Origin of the sequence: Mycoplasmopsis anatis, from assembly GCF_900660655.1 — a bacterium.
GTDB classification, from domain to species: domain Bacteria; phylum Bacillota_I; class Bacilli_A; order Mycoplasmatales; family Metamycoplasmataceae; genus Mycoplasmopsis; species Mycoplasmopsis anatis.
In genome coordinates, this window is the sequence record NZ_LR215035.1 from 839,091 (window position 1) to 861,694 (window position 22,604).

A 22,604-nucleotide genomic window follows, 5' to 3' on the forward strand; every position below is an offset into this window, starting at 1 on the left:
AATAGTATAAAATTTTATATTTATAAATAAATATAAATGAAAAAAAATCCTACATTTTCCACATTAAGTGGGAAATGTAGGAAATGACTTTGTTAATAAACTACATGAATTTTTAAATGAATTATAAACTGGTGTTTACATAGATGTAACCATCGGTTTTTTTAATATCAATAACTGTAATTAAAATATTTTTGTCGTATTCCCTAATTAAACTAATTAAATCTGCTGCATCGATATACATGCAATTAGTGAAAATCATAAATTGTTCCTGTTTTGAGTAACTTCCTATGACTTTAGAAACACTAAAAGAGAATCTGCTACTACTATTTTCGTAAATAGTATTGAGTAATTGTTGATATTCTTTTGCAAAAATTTGTACTTGAACTGTCTTGTATCTAGGGAAAATTAAATTAATGCAAACTTGGAAAATAGCCATCATTCCTAAACCTGCTAAGAAGTTAGGACTAAATAGCACATCTAAAGCTAGTGTATTTTCTTGAACCTGAGTTGTATCAATTTTCTCAGTATTTAGAGCTATTATTGCTGGGATAAAGTTACCTATTAAATTAGCAAAAATAAGCGAAATAACATTAAGGATTGTTAAAACTTGACCCAAATCTTTATGCTTCTTTTTTGCAATCATAGTTCCAAGTATATCAAAACCTCCAGAACAAGATTCAAGAATGAATAACGCTCCTGTAAAGACACCATTAAGACTTCCTCAAGCCAATCCATACAAAATAATTGAAACTTGTTTTGTTGCGTCTGAACTTGAATTTCAAAGTGTCATATAGATAGCGTAATCGGTAAAACCTACTGGAGAACCTTTATTTAAATTAGCAAATATAAATACATCTTCAACACTTGGAATAAATCCAATAACTAACCCAACTAAAGTTTGAACAAATAAGAACAGAATCGTAAAGTAGAAAAATCTTTTTGATAGATATTTATAACTAAGTAGTAAAAGAGGAATATTCAATATAAAGTAAAGTATTCAGAAAATTAAGTTATATCAAAAATACGATAGTTCAACTGAATATCCATTATATCTTAGTAAAAATTGGGTAAGTCTACCTATTGATTGTCCGATTGCACTTAGACCTAACTCATAAAGTCCTGTGTTTTGTACTAAAAACACTAAACAAGTACCATATAGAATACCTATAAAAATTATTAGTAAAACTTGTTTAAAATTACTTTTGTTGTTATATAACTGTGAAAAATAAAGAACTGAACTCTTAACTTTAACACGTTGGTATGCATTTTTCTTTCGAATTTTATGCTCTTGTGTGCTTTCTTTTTTAGTTTTTTTATTACTTTTATTTATATTTAAATTTTCATTGTCTTTTTTCATGTTTTAATTATATATTAAAAATTTTTACTTCTTTATTTTAAGTAAAATAAATAACAAAGTTCTCTTAATTCTGCTACTTGTATAACGTTTGGAAACGCATCTTTGTACAAATGAATCATAATCAAGAGAATCAATGTTTTTTTTAAATAAATTTTCAATCCCTTCATCCACCATTTTATACTTTCTTAGTTTTTCTGGACTATACTTTGAAATTATCTTTTGAAGTTTAGGATAGTAATCTTTAATTGTTTTTTTCTTAAATCATGATTTTGGTACAGGTGTTAATTTAGAAAAATCTTCTCCATTAAAAAACATCTCTCTAATTTTTGTTGCGCTCCCATAATGTTGATTAATTTCTAATGAGTGATAATTAACAGTTCTTTCGTGTGTAACTGGAATGATATTTAGATCATTAAAAATTATTGTTTTGACATATTCATTTGCCAAAATATCATTTGGCAACTCAATATTTTTCCCAGAAAGTTCTTGTAATGCTAAGTTTGTTGCTCTAGGAAAAGAATTGCCTTTTTGTTTTAGATATTTTTTAACAAGTGAATTGTATGTATCTAAATTGTTCTTAATTAATTTAGCACATTCAACAAAAACATTAATATCATTAGTTTCACAACCAAAAACTAGATAGTTAATTTTTTGTTTATTCAATTTTAAAATTGCTCTTTCTGCAAAAATATGTGCTGCTTGAGAAGTATCCTCTACATTAAGCGGGATTACTTTTGAAACTCCATAAGATTTTGCAATTTTTTTTCTTTTTCTAAATGATAAAATTGCTAACTCACCCCTTTGAGTATATTTTTTGCTCAAGGCAACGATTATCTTAGCATTTGGAAATTTATTTTTTACTCAATTTAATTGATAAATGTGACCATTGTGAAACGGATTATATTCAGCTATTATTCCTACTTTGATTTTCTTAGTAAACATATTATTATTGTATAATACATCTATGATAAAAAAAGATAAAAATAAAGCATCTTTTCAACCACTAATAAGTATTTTGATACCAACATATAATATAACAAAATATTTTAATGATACACTTAAGTCTATAAATAAGCAAAGCTACAAAAATATTGAAGTTATTATAAGCGATGATAAGTCAAGTGATGTTTATATTAATAAACTAAATGATATTGTCAAAAATTACAACGAACTAAACATAAAAATATATCAACAAAGTGAAAATAAGGGAGTTGCATTTGCTAGAGATTTTTTAGTAGAAAAAGCAAATGGAGATTATGTTTTGTTTCTCGATGACGATGATAGGCTTTACTCAAAAAATACAATTTTAAATATTGTGGAAAATTTAGAAGAAAAAACAGAAATATATGCAGGAAATTTTGTTTTTTCATTTGATTTAAAATCAAATGACCCTAACAAAAGTTATTACGTAAATTATCTAATTAATAATACTGTCAAAAATACTAACAAAGCAATTGATTACTACTTAAGTAAAATCACTTTTATTTGGGGAGTTTTATATAAGAAGAGTTTTTTGACAAGTAATAACATTAAATTCAGTGAACATAACCTAAGAATTTTTGAAGATATAGCATCATTGGGTAAAATTTATTTTTTATGTAAACATTTTAAATACACCAACAAACCCACAGTTAGATATTTAAGAAGAAAAAATAGTCTTTCAAACTTAAACATAGATAAATTTAACCTAAAAATGTCTTTATTAGAACAAGCATACACATTTAACAGAAAACAAATAATAAAAATTTTAGACTCAAAAAATCAACAAGATACAGATAATCTTATAAAAAAACTTGATGATGCAAAGTTTGTGGAATTTCTTAATTTATTAACTCAACATTACCTAAAATCATGTAAAAACAAACAAAACAAAATGATAGTAGAATCATTTATTAAAGATAATATTTTAAGAATTAAAAATGATCTTTTCGAGAATTCTAAGCTTAAATTATGAACAAAAAATATGTATTATTTACCTATCTTTAGTAAAATAAGAAAACAACTTAAAAATAAATAGGTTGCAAATCCTTTTTCAAAAAAGTCAGTTAATTATATTAAATTTTTATTTTTATATTTTAAAAAAGTATATATAATAGTAATGCTAATTATTAGAACCACTTGAATAAGGAGGAAAAATGGCTATTGTACCAAAACGTAAAACATCCAAACAACGTAAACACAAGAGAAGAACCCACGATGCACTAACAACACCTAACCTTGTTGCATGCTCAAATTGTACTCAATTGATCGAACAACACTGTGTATGCAGATTCTGTGGTTTCTACAAAGGAAAAAAAGTTGAAGGTTTTACACCAATCAATAATTAATTATATTAAATAATGCACCTTATAAAAAGTATTATGCATAACAAAATGCTAGTATATACCTTTTATGGGGTGCTTTTTTTGTACTTTTTTTGTTTACCTTAAAATTATCCGTTATATTAAAGTGGAGGTTAGATATGATACTGTATAGAATAGGTGAAATTATGCATATTAATGCACAAAATATAATTTTTGAATCAAGGGGAGAAGGATACTCATTAATAGTACCCAATTCATCAAGATTTAATAATAATCAAAAGGTTAAACTTTTTATATATGAATATAAAAATGATTATAATACACAAACTTATGCTTTTAAGGATTACATGGAAAGGGTTTTATTTGTTGACTTAATTTCTCTTACTGGAATTGGACCCAGAATAGCAATGAACTTGCTTGATAATGATTGAGAAAGAATAGCGAACTATATTGCATTATCAGATGTAGAATCATTAAGTAAAATACCTTATGTCCAAGACAAACAAGCAAAATTAATTGTTGTAAACTTGCAAAATAAGTGAAGTAAAATCTTAATCAAAAATAAAGAGTTAGCTAAAGACTCTAACGAAATAAATAATTTAAATGACGTTGTAACTTCATTAAAAATTATGGGATTCAAGGAAAAACAAATTAATGAAGCAATTAGCAAAATAGAAAATAAGGGTAATGTTGAAGAAATGATTCAAAAAAGTATTGAATTCATTTCTAAACAAATAAATGAAAGTAGAACTACAGCCAAGTAATTTTAATGAATTTATCGGTCAAACTAATGTAAAAAATACAATTAAGACAATGATTGAAAGTTCATTAAAGCAAGGCATTAATCTTGATCATATGTTATTCCACGGAATCCCAGGAACTGGAAAAACTTCACTAGCAGGAATAATAGCCAATGAATTGAATAGACAAATACATTATGTTCAAGCTTCAAATTTAGAGAAAAAATCTGATTTAATAACCATATTAACCTGTTTAAATGAAGGTGATATTTTATTTATTGATGAAATTCACTCTCTAAATTCTATAATTGAGGAATCATTGTATAATGCAATGGAATATTTTGTATTCGACTTAATTATAGGAGTGGATGCTAATGCAAGAACAATGAGAATGAATCTCAAGAAATTTACATTGATAGGTGCAACAACTAAGTTAAATATGATTTCAAAACCTTTCAAGGAACGTTTTGGTTATATTGCAAGGTTTAATAACTACAGTAAAAAGGAGTTGTGTCAAATTCTTAAAAATAGTGCTGAAAAAATGGAGGTAAAAATAAATGATCCAGAGATCTTTGAAATCTCGACATTTTCAAATTTTACCCCACGTATTGCAAATAATTTACTCAGGAGATGCAATGATTTTAGAATATCAATGAATAAAGATGTTATCGATCAAGAAACTGTAAAGAAGACTTTTTATAACTTAGATCTTTACAAATTAGGATTAGGTAAAGAACACGTAGAGTATTTAAAAATGTTGAGAGAAAATTTTAATGAAAAATGAGTTTCACTTGAAACAATTGCAAATTTAATGAGCATACCTAAAGAAAATATATTGATGAATATTGAGCCAATTTTGTTATTGCACGGATTATTAATAAAAAGTTCAAGAGGTAGAAAAATTAGTTCGTATGGAATTGATTATTTGCTAGATTTATAAAAAAATGCCCATAGGAGGGCATTTATATTATTAATCTTCGTCTTTTGATTGGATATTTCTACGTTTGATAATTTCATCAGAAATATTTTTTGGAGTTTTTTCATAGTGATCAAATTGCATTTGATATGTTCCACGTCCACTTGTCATACTACGTAAATCTGTTGAATATCCAAACATTTCTGAAAGAGGAACAGCAGCTTTAACGATTGTAGCTCCATCATTTCTTTGTTCTTGGTCGTTTACAAGTCCTCTACGACGTGATAAGTCACCAATAACATCTCCAATGTAATCACTAGGAACAACTACAGAAACATCCATAATAGGTTCTAATAAAACAGTTCCAATTGCATCTTTAGCTTTTGTAAGAGCTTTAGAAGCAGCAATTTTATAAGCCATTTCAGATGAGTCAACATCGTGGTATGATCCATCAAATAATGTAGCTTTAATATCAATCATTGGGTATCCTGCTAAAATACCGGCAGCCATTTTTTCCTCAAGACCTTTTTGAATTGGTTTGATGTATTCTTTTGGAATTTTACCACCAACAATTTTGTCAACGAATTCAAAACCACCATCTGGATTTGGTTCAAATTTAAGTCAAACATGACCATATTGTCCTTTACCACCAGATTGTTTGATGTGTTTTCCTTCAACTTCAGCAGTTTTTGTAATTGTTTCACGATATGAAACTTGAGGTGCACCAACTTTAGCTTGAACACCAAATTCACGTTTAAGACGGTCTACGATAATGTCAAGGTGTAATTCACCCATTCCCGCAATAATAGTTTGTCCTGTTTCTTCATCAGTGTATGTTCTAAATGTTGGGTCTTCAGCAGCTAATTTTTGTAATCCTAATGATAATTTTTCAGTAGCAGCTTTAGATTCAGGTTCAAGAGCTTGTGAAATAACTGGTTCTGGGAATACCATTTTTTCAAGCACAAGTTTCTCTGATTTTTCAGAAATTAAAGTGTCTCCAGTTGTAGTAGATTTAAGCCCTACAGCTGCAGCGATATCTCCTGCACGACATTCATCTATTTCTACACGACTATTTGCATGCATTTGTAAAATACGTCCAATACGTTCTTTTTCACCTTTAGTTGAGTTATAAACGTATGTACCTTTACTTAATACTCCACGATATACACGGAAGAATGTTAATGTACCTACATATGGGTCAGTCATAACTTTGAATGCTAAAGCAGCAAATTCTCCATCATCTGTTGATTCAACATTAACTTGTTTTTCTTCACATTCAGCTTTAATTGCTGGAATATCGATAGGAGAAGGTAAATAATCAACAACTGCGTCAATCATTTTCTTAACACCTTTATTTTTGAAACTTGTTCCACAAACAGCTGGGAAGAATTCACTTGTTAATGTTGCTTTACGGATTGCGTTTTTGAATGTTTCTTCATCTACTTCAGCACCATCTAAAACTAACATCATAAGATCTTCATCAAAGTTTGCTACAGCTTCAAGTAATTCTTGACGTTTTAATTCAACAATTTCTTTTAATTCGCTAGGAATTTCAATTTCGATTTCTTCTTCGATAGCTTCACCATTGTATGTAAATGCTTTTCTAGTTACTAAATCGATAATTCCTTTAAAGTCAGCTTCTTGTCCAATAGGTCATTGGATAGCAACTGCATTACCACCTAAACGAGTTTTAACAGATTTAACAGAAGCAGCAAAGTCTGCACCAGCTTTATCCATTTTATTTACATAAACAATACGAGGTACTTTATAATTTGTCGCTTGTCTTCAAACTGTTTCTGTTTGAGGTTCAACTCCTGATTGAGCATCTAAAACAGCTACAGCACCATCTAATACTCTTAATGAACGTTCAACTTCAACTGTAAAGTCAACGTGTCCTGGAGTATCGATAATATTAATTCTTTTTCCTTTTCAAAAAGCTGTTGTAGCAGCTGAAGTAATGGTGATACCACGTTCTTGTTCTTGAGCCATTCAGTCCATTTGACTAGCTCCATCATGTGTTTCACCAATTTTGTGAATTTTACCTGTGTGGAATAAAATTCTTTCTGTTGTTGTTGTTTTTCCTGCATCAATGTGGGCCATAATACCGATATTACGGTAATCTTTTAATTCAAAATCTCTAGCCATAAATTAAGATCTTACTATCATCTAAAGTGAGCGAAAGCACGGTTAGCTTCAGCCATTTTGTGTGTGTCTTCACGTTTTTTGATAGCTCCACCTGTTTTGTTTGATGCATCGATAATTTCGTTAGCTAAACGAACATCCATTGTTTTTTCATTTCTAAGACGAGCGTATTGAACTAATCATCTTAATGAAAGTGTTTGTTTTCTACGAGGAGAAACTTCAGTAGGAACTTGGTAGTTTGTTCCTCCGATTCTTCTAGTTCTAATTTCTAATTGTGGAGTAATGTTTTCCACAGCTGCTAAGAAAACTTCCATTGGATCTTTTTGAGTTTTTTCCTTAACAATTTCAAATGCTGAGTATAAAATGTCTTGAGCGATTGATTTTTTACCATCTAACATAATAGTATTAATTAACTTAGTAATTAAAACTGAGTTAAAAACTGGATCTGCAAGAACTTCTCTTATAGGTGCACTTTTCTTTCTTGACATAATTTTCCTTTCTTTAATTTTTAATTTTTGTTTAATTTTATTTATTAATTAATTTTATATTATGCTTTAGGTTTTTTTGTTCCGTATAAACTACGACCTTGCATACGTTTATTTACTCCAGCAGCATCTTGAGTTCCACGAACGATGTGGTATCTAACCCCAGGTAAATCTTTAACACGTCCACCACGAATTAAAACAACTGAGTGTTCTTGTAAGTTGTGTCCTTCTCCTGGAATGTATGCAGTAACTTCCATTCCGTTTGATAACTTAACACGAGCGTATTTACGTAAAGCTGAGTTAGGTTTTTTAGGTGTCATTGTAGCCACACGAGTACATACACCACGTTTGAATGGCGAAGCCATTTTTTTAGCTTTTTTAATTAATGTGTTGTAGGTTACACTTAAAGCAGGAGCGTTTTGTTTCTTAATTTTTGATTCACGTCCGTTTGTAACCAATTGGTTAATTGTAGGCATTTTAATTTTCCTTTCTTTTGTTTTATGTTAAACCTATTATAAATAACTGTTATATTATATAACAACTTACCCGAGTGTATCATTTTTTTTTAGTTTTTTTAAGCCTATAAACTAGTCAAATTTGTAAAAATATAATAAAAAAACAAATACACTTAAGTATTTGTTGAATTATTTTTGATTTTTTGTGTAGATATATATTTTTTCTGCTAATTCTTCTTTAGTTAAATCCTCATATCCAAAGATATTTAATTTCTCTGCGATTTTGAATAGTTTTTGGTTTGGTAAATCTAATAATTTTTTAATTTCTTCTTCTCTTATTAAATCATCCTTAGTTTTAACCTTTTCATCAAGGGGTTTTTCTTTACTAATCTCTACTTCTTCAGTCTCATCAACTTCTTTTATATTTTCTTCTCTAGCTTGATTATATTGATTAGCATTTGGAGCAAATCCACCCATAAAAGGATTATACATACCATAAGGGTTGCTAGCATTTACGCCCATATTTTTCATCATTCTCATAAGATTCTCTTGTTCTTTCAAAATTTCTAATCTAACAAAAGCTCTTTTAATCGCTGTTATTTCTCTGCCTAGTAAAATTCCAAAAATAATTGTTATTATAGACTGAAAAATATTTAATCCTAAAATAGCAATAGGAAATTTGCCCATAACAGATACATTTTTATAAAAAACACTAAAGTCATTAATCAAAGTAATAAAGCTTATAATATTTATGAAAACAGTTAAATAAACTAGACTAATTACAAATAAATTTAAATATTTAAAATTTCTATTTTCGTATGATTTTTGTATTCCGAATACAAAAAAAGTTAATAATGCAACATTATAAATAATTTGGACAATAACACCTTGCATAAATTTTTGACTAATAGCATTAATAGCATCATGGTCTAATGGTTTGGTAGTACCAACGATTAATGCTGGGTTAATACTACTAAAATCGGCAAAATAATACAAAACAACATTAATAAGCGAAATAATTACAAGACTAAGTAAGAAAGCGAAATAACTTCAAACTCAAAATCTAAATGTTGTTTTTTCGTGAGATCATAATTTTTCAATTGATTCTTGTTTTAGATAGTCACTCTTTTTTAACATTATATCCTTTCTATAATACAAATTTATTTAAATTATAGCTTATTATTTATCTTTCAATTGTTCAAAATTATATTCACTAATATTAAATTGAACAGGTGGATTGCTATATAAAACAATTTTTTCATTAGTCTTAGGATGAATAAATTCTAATTTATATGCATGCAATCTTTGATTAAAATCATCGATCTCATTTCCATAAATTGGATCACCATAAACAGGATTTTTTAAATAAGCCAAATGCACTCTGATTTGATGTGTTCTTCCTGTCTCTAACTCGCATTTAACTAAGGATAAAGGTTTGTTTTCAAAATAAAAAGTTTTTAATAATTCTACATGAGTTATTGCTTCTTTGGAATTTGCTGAAGTTACGGTCATTTGTTGTCTATTTTTTGGATCACGACCTATCGGAAGATTTAATTTGATTTTATTTGAACTTAATATACCTTCACAAATTGCAATATATGAACGTTTAATGTTGTGTTGTTTAAATTCATCAGTCAAAATTTTGTGGATATCATTATTTTTAGCGATCATCAACAATCCTGATGTATCTTTATCAATTCTATGAACAATACCAGGTCTTAGTAATCCATTTTCATTTGATAAATTATTTTTAAAATGGTAAAGCAAGCCATTAACTAATGTATCGTTTAGATGACCTGGGGCTGGATGAACAACTAAATCACTCGGCTTATCAATTATTAAGAGATCTTCATCCTCATAAACAACATTAATTTCCATTTCTTGAGGCTTAATATTAGTTTCTTTTTCTAGTAATTTGACTATTTCGATTATTTGTCCTTCTCTGACAATATATTTAGGTTTTATAACATTAGTTCCATTAACAAAAACTGCTCTTTGTTCAATTAATGACTTAATATCATTTCTAGAAATTTCTGTATTATTGCTGATATATTTATCGATTCTTTCTTTATAAGTTACTTCTAATTTAATCATATTGATTATTATACAAAATATGTATATTTTAAATAGTGTTTAATTACATCATATTTAATAATAAAAAAGCCAAATAAATTGACTTTAATTATTTTTTATATTTAATTCCCAACGCATTCAACATTGGCATTAAGAAGAAGTTAAATGGCTTGTTAAAGTGTGGTAAGAAGAATACGTCTGTTAAAGCAATTTCTGGAAGTGTCATTCTTCTTTGAATTGCTAATGCAAACATGTAAACAACTTCAACGTGAATGTCTTTTTCTCATGAACCAATTTGAACACCTAGAAGTCTAAGTGAGTCTTTTTCATAAGTTATTTTCATTGCTACTTTACTGTAATGTCCGACAAATTCGCAACGGTCATTATCCATTCAGTACTCTTCCCCAATATTATCAGCATTGAAACCAGCAGCTATAGCAGATTGTTTAGTAAATCCAGTTGATGCATAGTGACAATCAAATACATTAATAGCATTTGTACCAGCTACACCTGGGAATGGTACATGAAGTCCCGCTAGATCCAGTGCAGCAACTAATCCTGATTTAACTGCGTTTGTTGCTAGAGCGACATGTGAATAATCATTTGTCACACAATTCTTTAACGCACATGAATCACCAATTGCATAAATGTCTTTGTCTGAAATTGAACGTTGGAATTCATCAACTTTAATAGCACCATTTGGTAATTTTTCAACATCACTTAAAACATCTGTTCTAGGTTTGAATCCAATGCATAAAATTACTAAATCAGCTTTAAATTGTTCTTTATCAGTTGTAACTCCTGAAACATTTACTCCATCTTTAGAGGTAAATTCAACAACTTTTTGACCTAGAGCTAATTTAACACCAGATTTCACCATTCTTTGTTCCATTTCGTGAGTGAATTCTTCATCGAAATAGTTAGGTGTAACTCTTTCTTGTAAGTCAATTAGTGTAACATTTTTACCTTTTTGGTGAAATGCTTCAACTAATTCAACTCCAATGTATCCAGCACCAACAACTACTACATTTTTAACCTTTTTATCATTTGTTTTTTCAACAATTTCTTCAGCATGTTGATAAAGTTTTGATAGTAAAATATTCTTGTATTCGCGACCTTTAAATGGAGGTTCGATTGGTCATGTACCACCAGCAAACACTAATTTATCATATGAATCTGTAAATTCTTTACCACTTTGGTTGTCTCTTACAACAACAGTTTTTGAAGCTCTATCAATTTTAATAACTTCGTGGTCTGTTTTTAAATCTACACCATATTCATTTCTTAAAATTTCTGGTGAAGAATAGAATAAAGCAGAAGGATCGTTAAATGCTCCACCTACTCAAATTGCAATTCCACATCCCAAAAAAGATGTGTTAGTATTTCTATCGTATGCTACAACTTCAGCTTTAGGATTAACAGTTTTAAGAGTTCTTAAAAAAGATGTTCCAGCGTGGTTAGCACCTACAACTAAAATTTTCATAATTTCCTTTCAAATTTCTTAAATTTATTAATAAATTTAGTTTTTTTAATCATACTAATTTTACAATAATGTTAATTTTATCATTAATTAATTTAAATGCGATTTTTTTCACAAATATGAAAACATGAAAATGATTGAAGAATAATTTAACAATTCTAATTTCATGTTTTAAATTCAACCTTTAATATCTTAGCATCAACAATATCTACTAAAACTTTGGCATAACTATATGAACTGCCAAAACGAGGGTAAGTTATACTCCCTGGATTAAGAAAGGCTGGAAAATCGTTCTTACTTTCAAAATAATTAGGAAAATGAGTGTGTCCATAAAGCACTAAATTATAGCTTTTATACAATCCGAACGCTTCAATCAACCTATCGTAATTCATCAATTGTTGATAACTTCCGAATTCATGCCCATGTGTAATAAAAATTTTAAAATTTTCTAATTTTATTTCACTCCTAGTTTGCAAAAAACTAGAAAAGTCATTATTACCTTTAACACTGAAATTAAAATGTTTATCCACTCAAGAATCTGAAAGTTCACTATCACCACAAAAAAAAGCTCAAATCATATGTTTCGTTTCTTAAAATATCATCGGCTTTTTTATGATTTCCGTGGATATCAGACATGATTAAAATTTCTAAAGTATCGTTCATAATATTATTATAAAAAAAATAAAATAGTTTATGATTTTAATATGCTACAAATTTTTAATAACATTTCAAATTATGCAACAATTATTTTTACTGTTGCATTAAGTATTCCGCAATTAATAAAATTACTAAAAGATAAAAAAACAGGGGAAATAAATTTTTATTCATTTTGAATTTTTCACATAGGTATATGTTTATGGGTATTTTTTGGTGCATTAAGTAGCACCGCAAATCCATATATTTTAAAAAATGTTGTTATTGCCGATGGAGTAAGTTGTTTCTTAAATGGTTTAATGACATACTTGCTTTATCATTTTAAAAAAGAATTTACTAGAAAAGTTAAAATTTATGCTGCGCTAGGAGTTGTAACTTCTTGAATTATCACTGGAACAATGATAATAATTTATGCTATTTGACCAAGCTTTAGATTAACTCCACTTCAAAATTCAATTTTTGGTGCTATCGCTCCTGCATTCACAACATTTTCATTTTTACCACAATTAATCACTTCTATAAAAACAAAACAATGAAGAGGCATAACTTCATGAATGTTTGTTTTATACGAAGTTAATAACATTTTCTGAATTATTTTCTGAACAACATCAATGGGATTAAATGGACTTGTATGAGACTTAGTAATTGGTCTAATATGACAAATTATTTCACTTTGTCTTTACGCTTATCAACTTACTATGACAGTTATTGATGAACAAAAATTCAAAAAAATGCAAAAAATGAAAGCTTAAAATACATTTCTTATTAATAAAAAATAAAAGTTGAACCTAGTACATCTAAGAACAACTTTTATTTTTTATTATATTTTTTACAAATCGTCAATAATGTTTCTAACATCAGCAACCGCATATCCTATCAGATCGAACTTTTCATCATAATTAATCATTAAACACTCATAACATTCATTAATATCAAAACAATAAATTATTCTTGCTACAGTATCATTACCTTCTTCGTGTCTAACTGATTCGCTGTAAAATTCGACTAATACCGGTACTAATGCTTCATATAGAAATTTTTTTACATCTTTAAGTAGTGCTTTTTTATTAAATTTTTTGGCTAATTTATCCCATAATTCAACCTTCATGTTAGGTTCATTATGAAGTTCGTTTATTGTATTTTCAACAATTTGATCGAATTTTTCAATAAATTCTTGAAAAATATCCAATGTTTCATCCTCAATATAAGTTCCGGGGACATTAAAAATTCTAAAAATTTCTAAATCATCTGTTCCTTCTCAAACCATTCCATTAGGATCATTAAAATTTATTTCTCCAAAAAATGGATGTTTTTTTATTGTCATAGTACTCCAATATGTTTGTATAAATAATCACAATTTTAAATTATATATTAAAAAAAACTTAATATTTTAAGTTGATCATTCTTAAAATATTAAGCTATAACATTATTTTTCTTAAGAGTTTTGATTGTTTTTGCACTAACTCTTAATGTTTTTGTTCCAGAAGCTGTTTTAATTTTAACTTTTTGAAGGTTAACGTTAAATTTTCTTCTTGAAGCATTCATAGCGTGAGAACGCTTATTTCCAAATTGTGGTCCTTTACCTGAAATTTGATCTCTTCTTGACATGAGGACTCCTTTCTAATATATTAGCTAATAAATAGGCCTATTTATTATATTAAATTTTTAAATATAACAAAATAAGTTTTTATTGTATTTTACTAAACTCTAAATTTCTAAAAAGTGAAAATACTGTGCACTTTTGAAGTGCAAACATTGAATTTTCAGTATACAAACAATTTACAAAAAAAGTAAAAATGGTATAATGGTCAATATGAATAAATTAGAAAAAATTACACCTTTAGAACAAGATTTTGCTAAATGATATACTGATGTTGTAAAGCAAGGACAATTGATCGCTTATGGTCCAGCTAAAGGTACATTAGTTTTTAAACCTAACTCTTATGGAATTTGAGAGTTGATTCAAGAAAATTTAAATAAAATCTTCAAACAAAAAGGAATTCAAAATGTTTATCTACCTCTTTTAATACCCGAAAAATTATTCGAGCTTGAAAAAGAACACGTTAATGGATTTAACCCTGAGCTTGCAACAGTTACTAGAGTTGGAGATCGTGAACTATCTGAAAAATTATATATTCGTCCAACTTCAGAAGTTTTATTTGCTAACTTATTTAAAAATTCAGTTGAGTCATATAAAGATTTACCAATCATTTATAACCAATGAGCTAATGTTCTAAGATGAGAAAAAACTACAAACCCATTTCTTAGAAGTAGAGAATTCTTATGACAGGAAGGTCACACATGTCATTCTAATGCGTTAGAAGCAAGAAAATTAACAAGAGAAATGATTAAGGTTTATGCTAAATTCTTGAAAAAATACTTAGCAATTCCTGTTATTGTAGGTAAGAAAACTTCACATGAAAAATTTGCTGGAGCTTGCTCAACATACACAATTGAAGCAATGATGAAAGATGGTAGAGCTTTACAAGCTGGTACAAGTCACTATCTTGCTCAAAATTTCTCTAAACCATACGAAATAATATTCAAAAATCAAGATAATGAATATATTAATGTGTTTCAAACTTCTTGAGGTGTTTCCACTCGCCTTTTAGGTGCAATAATAATGACACATGGTGATAATCATGGAATTGTTATACCTCCAAGAGTTGCACCAACTCAAATTGATATTTTAGAATTATTCGCTGATAAGAACTTAGAAGTCAAAACAGTTTCTGAAAAAATATCCAAAGAATTATCTAAAAAATGAAGAGTTAGAATTGATTCAACAAACAAAAACCCTGGATTTAAGGCTGCAAATAGTGAAATTCAAGGAACTCCTCTCAGAATAGAAATTGGTCCTAGAGATTTAGAGGATAAAAATGTAACAATAGTTAGAAGAGATACTCTTGAAAAAATAACTGTAAAAATAAAAGACGTTAAAACATTAGTGGGTAAATTGCTTGATGAAATACATGACAATTTATATGAAAACGCATTAAGAAGACTCAATGAAAACAGTGTAACTGTATTTTCATATGATGATTTTAAAAAAGAAATTAATAATGGAAAATTTGTTACCGCTCCATTTTGTTGCTTAGATGAAGCTGAGGTTAAAATAAAAGAAGAAACAGGAGCTTCTACTAGATGTATACCATTAAAACTAGATAAACCTGCAAAAAATAGAAAATGTATTTTCAATGAATGTAAAAAAGAAACAAATAGATATGTTATTTTTGCGAAATCATATTAATATAAAGATTTTAAAATAAGTGTTGTCCCAATATAATGTGGAAAAAACACTTATTTTTATTTTTCATTTTTTATGGTTTTTCATAATGCTAATATTTAGGTGGAGGTATTAAGTGAATGAAAATGAAAAAACAATGACAAAAAGTCAAATAATAAAGAATATAGTTGAGACAAATCGACTAGGAAAGACAATAAATGAAATTAGAAAAAATGGACAATGCAATAATTCATTACAATATAAATTACCTAAAGATTTCGAGGTTAATTGAAAAAATGAGGATATTGACTGAAATTGAGAGACAGAATATGTTAAATTTATACTAAAAAATATGTCTAAAATAAATTCTATGATTATAGAAAAAACTTATATACAAAATAATAACAATAGTAAAGATAAAAATTGATATAAGGATTATTTTTCCAAAACTACTTTCTACAAGAAGAAAAAACAAGCTGAATTGGAGTTTTTAACACTTTATTTTGCAAGTAGGTCTAATAAACAACATATCTCAAATTAATGAATTGAACAAAAACAATATTTTAGATCCTTATAAATTTTCATCAAAAGTTATTGTTTCCGATAACTTTGATAATCTGAATAACAAAATTGATATTGAATTATATTTATTAAGAAATTTCAGAACAAATAAATTCTCTATAATTTTTAAAACAAATAAAGAAATAAAGAACTTTCTTAATTATTTTGATATTCAATTTGACATTATTGTAAATGGCAAGACCATATTAAAAAACTCAAAAAACTTTAATAAATATGGTCTGATTTTAGATGAAAAACTTAATCTATCATTAAATAGACTTAATGAAATAAAAATAATTGTAAAAAACAATGACGAGGAATTATATCAACACAGAATTCAAAAATCAGATAACATAATAAATAATTTTGAAATAGAAACCAAAAATATGTTTTTCACTATTAAAATACCTTATGTGTATAAATTCGAATCATCCTCGAATAATTTTCAAAATAGAAAAACAATATTTAACTTTCAAACATTTATAAAGTTTGAAAAATCAGGTGAGAATGTTGATACATTTGCTAAGTTTTCATCAAATTTTAACTTAGTTTCTGATAATGAAATTTTCAGAAAAGTAAGTCTATATTTTCCAAAATTTCTTAATTTAAAACTAAGTAATCCTTTAAGTAAAAAAGAGATAAAGTTAATAGATCAAAACGAACTATTAAATGACAATTTTATTAATGAAAATATTGAACTTAAGTTTAATAACCTGAATATTATTTTTAACAAAAATCAAGAATACAACAATCTGTTAAGTAATAATTTAATCAATGATTTGAATGTTTTTTCATTCGATATTTCCGATGTAAGTGTTATTATAAAACATAAAAAATTTTATGATACAAATTCATTAAAAAGCAAAATTGAAAAAATAGCTATATCGGTTCAGGATATTAATACACTCCAAAATGATCTTATACATATTAAAAATGAAGACTGAGTTGAGTTTATAAATCTAGAAAAACTCTCATATGATGACTTCATTATTTATATTAGAAAAAAATATGAAATTTAGTAAAAGAAAATTAGTTTATATTCTATCTTTCTTAGGTATAGGATTAATGGCAGCAGGTTCGTTTTATATTTATACTAGTAAATTTAAAAAGCAAAATGCAGTTGAAGAAATTAATAAAAATAATGATTTGGGAGAAATTCAAGAACTAAGTGTTTTCCCAAATATATCAGATTCATACTACCAGGAGTTTTTAATAAAAAATGATTTTGGTAATAGCAAAATTGATGATAAGCTGGTTGTAGTCTTTATTAAAGACATTCTAAAAAGAATGTCAGTTAGTTATGGGGAAATTTCTTTTAAATCGGAAATTACAGATACTAAAATTATAATAACACTTCAATGACAATATAAGGAAAAATTTGAAGTAAAAAAATATACATTCCAAATTAAATCTATATAATTAAAATATTATGAGTATAAAAGAAATGGTTATAAAAGAATTTAATAAATTAGCAAAATCTAAGAAAGTAAAAGAAGATGACAATATTAAAGATTTAGAAATCGATTCATTAGATTTTGCAGAACTTATCATTAATGCAGAAGAAAAGTTTGAGATTCAACTCCCAGATTCAGAATTAGCAAATTTGGTGACTGTGAATGATGTAATTTTATTAATTGAAAAAACAAAAAATACTATATAATAGAAAATGGACTAGGAGTATAGTTCAACGGTAGAACAACGGGCTTCAACCCCGTGTGTTGTGGGTTCGAATCCTGCTACTCCTGCCATTTTTATTTTTAAAAAACATGTAAAATTTCATTTAGGAGTATGAAATGGACAAAAATAAAATTGCAATAATTGGGACCGGAGCTTGAGGATCAGCTCTGGCTAACGTTTTACTAAAAAACAATCATGAAGTAAAAATGTATGGTGTTAATCAAGAAGAAATTAATGATATTAATTCAGGATATAACAGAAAATATTTTGGTAATAAAAGATTTCACAATTATAAAAACTTATCTGCAACGAATAATTTAGCGATGATATTAAAAAATGTTGATTATGTTATTTTGGCAACCCCATCAGGTCATATTAAGACAATGTTAAAGGATATCCAAAAAGTACTTAACTACAGAAAAATAAATCTAATAAATGTTGCTAAAGGAATTGATAGTGAGTCAAAAAACTTTTTTTCAGAATTGATATATTCTAAGTTTAGAAAAAATTTAAAAAATATGGCAACACTAATAGGACCTAGTTATGCCACCGAAGTTTTTGAAAATGAGCTAACAATGATTAATGTCGTAGGTAGAGACTTAAATTATCTAGCAAAATTGACCAAAGTTTTTAATAATGATTCATTTAAGTTGGTAATAAGTAAAAACGAGAAAGGTTCAGAACTTTTTGCTGCATTAAAAAATGTTTTGGCAATTGGAATTGGCATAATTAGTTATTCAAACAAAAGCAAAAACACTCAATCAGCAATGTTAACAATTGGAGTAAAGGAAATTCACAAAATATACAAAAGCCTTTTCCCAGAATTAGATGATGAAATAGGTTTTGAACTAGCGGGGATAGGAGATATTTTTCTTACATGTTCCTCTAATAAAAGTAGAAACTTTTCTTTCGGTTTAGATATTGCTGATAAAGGGTTAAAAGAAGTACTAAATAGTCAAACAAAAACTGTTGAAGGTTATACTACAGCAAAAATTCTTGAAAAAATCATCAAAGAAAAAGACATTTACGTTCCTTTTATGTCAAATATAATAAATGTTCTTTATCACAACAAGTCACCTTTCAAAATTTTAGATTTCTTAGAAGAGTATTAAAATATAGTTCAATATAAAATAAAATAGTTTAAAATTATAAATATTTATGTAAAGGAGAATGATGATAAAAGCTATTAAAGATGATAAAAATCAAACAATAACAGTTACAGTACCAGTTTCTAAAGAAGAATATTCAAAAAATCGTTTAAAAGCTGAGCAAAAAGTTATCGGTAAAATTAAAATCCCAGGATTTAGAAATGGTTCTAAATTACCTAAAAATGTTCTAGATAAATACTTATCTCAAGCTCAAGTAGAACATGAAACAATCAACTTAATTGCTGAAGCAAAATTTGTTGAGGCTCTTAAAAGCGCCATGGAAGTAACTAAATATTTCTTTGATAAACCAACATCAATCGATTACAAAAAAGTCGATGGTGATAACCATGGAGAATTGATTATTGTTTTCGATAGAACAGTTGATTTAGATTCAATAAAACTTGATAATATTAAAATAAACTTTGTCCAAAGAGAAGTTACTGATACTATTGTAGAAGATGAATTGAAAAAACTTTTACAAAAATATTCTAGCTATGAAGAAGTAGAGGAAGCTTCTAAATTAAATGATACAGTTAACATTGACTTTAAGGGATTTGTTGATGATGAACCATTTGAAGGTGGTGAAGCAGAAGGTTTTGATCTTGTATTAGGTTCAAAACAATTTATTGAAGGTTTTGAAGATCAATTAGTTGGGAAAAAAGCTGGTTGAGAAGGTGAAGTTAACGTCACATTTCCAAAAGAATATTTTGCTAAATCCTTAGCAGGGAAAAAAGCTGTTTTTGAAGTAAAAATTAATAAAGTATTAAAACTTAAGGAAGTTGAATTAACAAATGATAATATCATGTTAATCGGTGGAACTCAAGGTGATACAATTGAACAAGCTAAAGCTAAATTTAGAGAAAAATTAACTATTACTTACAAAAATGAAGATAAACAAAACTTTTTTGAAACTTTAATTAAAGAAGCTGCTTCAAAAAATGACCTAGTATTTAGTAATTCAATGATTGAATTAAAAATGAAAGATGTTGAAGGAACAATAAATAAACAATTAAAACAACAAGATATTAAGAAAAACGAATACCTACAACTTCTAGGTATAAATGAAGAAGAATACAAGGAAAGACTTAGAGAAGAAGCTAAACAAGAATTAAAAATCGAAGTAATAAAAGAAGCGATTGTAATCTCATTAAATCTTCAAGAAGTAACAAGTGAAGAAGTAGAACAAAAATACAACTCTATTAGCGAAGAAGTTCAATTACCAATAGATAAAGTAAAACAATTTTTACCAGAAGCTAGAGTAAAAGAAATCATTCATGTTGATAAAATGTTTGATTCAACTATTCAAAAGTATAGTAAATAGTGAAAAAGGTGGTAAAATTCCACTTTTTTTATTTTATTATTAACTTGACTACTCATAATTAACGATAATTGTTTATACTTTTATTATTTATAGGAGGCAATATGCAAATTAAAGGTATAGGAGCATCTAAGGGTGTTGCCTTAGCTAAAGTTTTAAAAATTGAAGAAAAGGAAATTAAAGTAAGCGAAAAATCATCAAGATCAATTGAAGATGAAATTAAATTATTCAATGAAGCTATTAAAAATGTTGAAGAAAAAATTAAAAAAGGAAAACAAATGGCCAAAGATCCGGAACATGCCGAGATTTTTGAGGCACACTTGAATTTTCTAAATGATCCTTTTACAACAGAAAGAATTATTGATATGATCAATCAGGGATATTCGTCAATCTATTCGGTTTCTAAAGTTTATGAAGAAAATGAGCAAATTTTCTTGTCGATGGATGATGAATACATGAGAGAGAGAGCGGCTGACATTAGAGATATCAAAAGTAAATTACTCTACTCATTAAGTGGAATTACTGAACATGACCTTTCTTCAATTTCAGAAGAGGTTGTTATTGTCGCTAATGATTTAACCCCTTCTCAAACAGTACAATTAAACAAAGAATTTGTAAAAGGTTTCGTTACAAACATTGGTGGTCCAACATCTCATACAGCTATTATGGCTAGAAGTTTAGGTATTCCTAGTGTTGTTGGAACCAATAATATTCTTGAGCAAGTTCAAGATGGAGATTGAATTGCCATTAATGGAGAAAAAGGTTATGTAATTATCAATCCAAATAGCACCGAAAAAGTAGAAATAGCTAAACAACAAAAGTTATATCAAGAATATTTATTAAAACTTAAGTTATTTAGAGGTAAAGAAAGTGTTACAAAAGATGGGCATAAAGTTGAGTTGGCCGCAAATATAGGTTCTCCTAATGATCTACAATCTATAATTGACAATGATGCCGAGGCAGTTGGCTTATTCAGATCTGAATTCTTATACATGGATAATGTAGATTGACCAAGTGAAGATGAACAATTTGAAGCATACAAAAAAGTAGTATCAGGAATGAATGGCAAAAGAGTTGTTATCAGAACATTGGATATAGGTGGTGACAAAACATTAAAATACTTCAAATTCCCAGAAGAAATGAATCCATTCTTAGGTTATAGAGCAATACGTTTTTGTTTACAAAATGAAAAAATATTCAAAACTCAATTAAGAGCATTAATCCGTGCAAGTTACTATGGAAAAGTAGCTATAATGATACCTATGATCACTAATGTTAAAGAATTTTTAGATGCTAAAAAAATATTCGAAGAAACATACTATGAATTAAGCGAAGAAACTTCAGAAATAGCTCCATTAAGTGAAATTGAGTTTGGACTTATGATGGAAACTCCTGCTGCAGCAATATTATCAGATAAATTTTGTAAATATGCTGATTTTGTTTCTATAGGTACAAATGATTTAATTCAATATTCAATGGCCGCTGATAGAATGAATGAATCTATTTCATATCTTTATCAACCATTAAACCCTTCAATCATTAGATTAATTAAACATGTGATTGATGGTGCACACAAAAACGGTAAATGAGCTGGAATGTGTGGTGAAATGGCAGGTGATAGAAGAGCACTTCCTATTTTAGTGGGATTAGGACTTGATGAATTTTCAATGTCAGCATCAAATATACTAAATACTAGAGAGATGCTTTCTAACTTATCTCTTCAAAAATGCAAAGAGATTGCTAATAAAGTTCTTGAGATGGACACAGACGAAGAAGTACAAGAATTCCTAAATAAAGAATTAAAATAAGAATCAAAAAAATATTGCATTGTAATTTGCGATATTTTTTTGATATCATATATTTTGCTATTCAGCTTGAGTCAAACTTATGTATTTAGAAAGCATATTAGTTGTATCTGTGACTTTTGAAGTGTCAAAGTTTAATAGTTGCTTTAACCAGTGATATTTTTGGGTGAAATAGAAAATGTAGAGAATAATTTCTCCACACATTTTTTCCACCACCCATATATTTTTATATTATTAATAAAATAAGCCAAACATAAAAAAACA

Annotated in this window: 24 protein-coding genes and 1 tRNA gene; 14 read left to right on the top strand and 11 right to left on the bottom strand. The window is 27.5% G+C overall.

The genetic code is table 4. The features are described from left to right. Window positions 1–121: 121 nt before the first annotated feature. Entirely contained in the window at window positions 122–1,357 is a 1,236-nt protein-coding gene (locus EXC66_RS03555; protein WP_006886858.1) for a YitT family protein, read from the bottom strand. A gap of 24 nt (window positions 1,358–1,381) precedes the next feature. Then, entirely contained in the window at window positions 1,382–2,299 is a 918-nt protein-coding gene (locus EXC66_RS03560) for a nucleotidyltransferase (protein WP_006886859.1), read from the bottom strand. A 22-nt stretch (window positions 2,300–2,321) separates the two neighbouring features. On the opposite strand from EXC66_RS03560, the gene EXC66_RS03565 reads away from it, so the two are divergent. The 4 genes from EXC66_RS03565 to ruvB all read left to right on the top strand — a co-directional run bounded on the left by EXC66_RS03565 (window position 2,322) and on the right by ruvB (window position 5,340). Further along, window positions 2,322–3,374: a glycosyltransferase family 2 protein gene (locus tag EXC66_RS03565; RefSeq protein WP_006886860.1), complete on the top strand. Its 1,053-nt coding sequence runs from the start codon at window positions 2,322–2,324 to the stop codon at window positions 3,372–3,374. Between the two features lie 118 nt (window positions 3,375–3,492). Then, window positions 3,493–3,684 carry a 50S ribosomal protein L32 gene (gene rpmF / locus EXC66_RS03570; protein ID WP_006886861.1) on the top strand — a complete coding sequence of 64 codons (192 nt, stop codon included), beginning with the start codon at window positions 3,493–3,495 and terminating at the stop codon, window positions 3,682–3,684. Window positions 3,685–3,818: 134 nt separating this feature from the next. Further along, window positions 3,819–4,424, top strand: coding sequence for a Holliday junction branch migration protein RuvA (gene ruvA, locus EXC66_RS03575; RefSeq protein ID WP_006886862.1), 606 nt, complete (start codon window positions 3,819–3,821; stop codon window positions 4,422–4,424). Beyond that, the gene (gene ruvB, locus EXC66_RS03580; protein WP_112579219.1) at window positions 4,399–5,340 is read left to right on the top strand and encodes a Holliday junction branch migration DNA helicase RuvB; all 942 of its coding nucleotides are present in this window, start codon (window positions 4,399–4,401) and stop codon (window positions 5,338–5,340) included. The genes ruvA and ruvB overlap by 26 nt, the downstream gene beginning before the upstream one ends. A gap of 30 nt (window positions 5,341–5,370) precedes the next feature. Here the strand turns inward: ruvB and fusA are convergent, their stop codons facing one another. The 7 genes from fusA to EXC66_RS03615 form a co-directional block, all read right to left on the bottom strand. After that, the gene (fusA, locus tag EXC66_RS03585) at window positions 5,371–7,461 is read right to left on the bottom strand and encodes an elongation factor G (RefSeq protein ID WP_006886864.1); all 2,091 of its coding nucleotides are present in this window, start codon (window positions 7,459–7,461) and stop codon (window positions 5,371–5,373) included. A 14-nt stretch (window positions 7,462–7,475) separates the two neighbouring features. After that, window positions 7,476–7,946: a 30S ribosomal protein S7 gene (rpsG, locus tag EXC66_RS03590; protein WP_006886865.1), complete on the bottom strand. Its 471-nt coding sequence runs from the start codon at window positions 7,944–7,946 to the stop codon at window positions 7,476–7,478. A 59-nt stretch (window positions 7,947–8,005) separates the two neighbouring features. Then, window positions 8,006–8,419, bottom strand: coding sequence for a 30S ribosomal protein S12 (rpsL, locus tag EXC66_RS03595; RefSeq protein WP_006886866.1), 414 nt, complete (start codon window positions 8,417–8,419; stop codon window positions 8,006–8,008). A 168-nt stretch (window positions 8,420–8,587) separates the two neighbouring features. Next, window positions 8,588–9,535: a hypothetical protein gene (locus EXC66_RS03600; protein WP_006886867.1), complete on the bottom strand. Its 948-nt coding sequence runs from the start codon at window positions 9,533–9,535 to the stop codon at window positions 8,588–8,590. Window positions 9,536–9,577: 42 nt separating this feature from the next. Next, window positions 9,578–10,492: an RluA family pseudouridine synthase gene (locus tag EXC66_RS03605; RefSeq protein ID WP_006886868.1), complete on the bottom strand. Its 915-nt coding sequence runs from the start codon at window positions 10,490–10,492 to the stop codon at window positions 9,578–9,580. An 88-nt stretch (window positions 10,493–10,580) separates the two neighbouring features. Then, window positions 10,581–11,954, bottom strand: a complete 1,374-nt coding sequence (locus EXC66_RS03610; protein ID WP_006886869.1) for an FAD-dependent oxidoreductase — start codon at window positions 11,952–11,954, stop codon at window positions 10,581–10,583. A 155-nt stretch (window positions 11,955–12,109) separates the two neighbouring features. Beyond that, window positions 12,110–12,529 carry a metallophosphoesterase family protein gene (locus EXC66_RS03615; RefSeq protein WP_006886871.1) on the bottom strand — a complete coding sequence of 140 codons (420 nt, stop codon included), beginning with the start codon at window positions 12,527–12,529 and terminating at the stop codon, window positions 12,110–12,112. A gap of 126 nt (window positions 12,530–12,655) precedes the next feature. Between EXC66_RS03615 and EXC66_RS03620 the strand changes: the two genes are divergently transcribed. Beyond that, entirely contained in the window at window positions 12,656–13,357 is a 702-nt protein-coding gene (locus EXC66_RS03620) for a PQ-loop domain-containing transporter (RefSeq protein WP_006886872.1), read from the top strand. A gap of 77 nt (window positions 13,358–13,434) precedes the next feature. On the opposite strand, the gene EXC66_RS03625 is transcribed toward EXC66_RS03620, so the two are convergent. Together EXC66_RS03625 and rpmB are read right to left on the bottom strand one after the other, a co-directional pair. After that, a complete protein-coding gene (locus tag EXC66_RS03625) occupies window positions 13,435–13,929 on the bottom strand; it encodes a hypothetical protein (protein ID WP_006886873.1) in 495 nt (164 codons plus the stop codon). Window positions 13,930–14,018: 89 nt separating this feature from the next. Further along, complete coding sequence (gene rpmB / locus EXC66_RS03630; protein WP_006886874.1) at window positions 14,019–14,213, bottom strand: 50S ribosomal protein L28; 195 nt, start codon at window positions 14,211–14,213, stop codon at window positions 14,019–14,021. Window positions 14,214–14,418: 205 nt separating this feature from the next. Here rpmB and proS point away from each other — a divergent pair, with 205 nt between their 5' ends. From proS to ptsP, 9 genes are all read left to right on the top strand, one after another. Next, window positions 14,419–15,855 carry a proline--tRNA ligase gene (gene proS / locus EXC66_RS03635; RefSeq protein WP_006886875.1) on the top strand — a complete coding sequence of 479 codons (1,437 nt, stop codon included), beginning with the start codon at window positions 14,419–14,421 and terminating at the stop codon, window positions 15,853–15,855. A gap of 112 nt (window positions 15,856–15,967) precedes the next feature. Next, complete coding sequence (locus EXC66_RS03640; RefSeq protein WP_006886876.1) at window positions 15,968–16,372, top strand: MG284/MPN403 family protein; 405 nt, start codon at window positions 15,968–15,970, stop codon at window positions 16,370–16,372. Next, window positions 16,335–17,411 carry a hypothetical protein gene (locus EXC66_RS03645; protein ID WP_006886877.1) on the top strand — a complete coding sequence of 359 codons (1,077 nt, stop codon included), beginning with the start codon at window positions 16,335–16,337 and terminating at the stop codon, window positions 17,409–17,411. The genes EXC66_RS03640 and EXC66_RS03645 overlap by 38 nt, the downstream gene beginning before the upstream one ends. Next, the gene (locus tag EXC66_RS03650; protein ID WP_129622393.1) at window positions 17,401–17,811 is read left to right on the top strand and encodes an MHO_1590 family protein; all 411 of its coding nucleotides are present in this window, start codon (window positions 17,401–17,403) and stop codon (window positions 17,809–17,811) included. Before EXC66_RS03645 ends, EXC66_RS03650 begins: the two co-directional genes overlap by 11 nt. Before the next feature lie 10 nt (window positions 17,812–17,821). Next, complete coding sequence (locus EXC66_RS03655) at window positions 17,822–18,052, top strand: phosphopantetheine-binding protein (protein ID WP_040544581.1); 231 nt, start codon at window positions 17,822–17,824, stop codon at window positions 18,050–18,052. A gap of 13 nt (window positions 18,053–18,065) precedes the next feature. Then, window positions 18,066–18,140, top strand: a tRNA-Trp gene (locus EXC66_RS03660). 45 nt (window positions 18,141–18,185) lie between these two features. Next, entirely contained in the window at window positions 18,186–19,181 is a 996-nt protein-coding gene (locus EXC66_RS03665) for an NAD(P)H-dependent glycerol-3-phosphate dehydrogenase (RefSeq protein ID WP_006886880.1), read from the top strand. Window positions 19,182–19,242: 61 nt separating this feature from the next. Then, window positions 19,243–20,538 carry a trigger factor gene (tig, locus tag EXC66_RS03670; RefSeq protein ID WP_006886881.1) on the top strand — a complete coding sequence of 432 codons (1,296 nt, stop codon included), beginning with the start codon at window positions 19,243–19,245 and terminating at the stop codon, window positions 20,536–20,538. 101 nt (window positions 20,539–20,639) lie between these two features. Continuing rightward, window positions 20,640–22,343 carry a phosphoenolpyruvate--protein phosphotransferase gene (gene ptsP, locus EXC66_RS03675; protein ID WP_006886882.1) on the top strand — a complete coding sequence of 568 codons (1,704 nt, stop codon included), beginning with the start codon at window positions 20,640–20,642 and terminating at the stop codon, window positions 22,341–22,343. The last annotated feature ends 261 nt before the right edge of the window (window positions 22,344–22,604 follow it).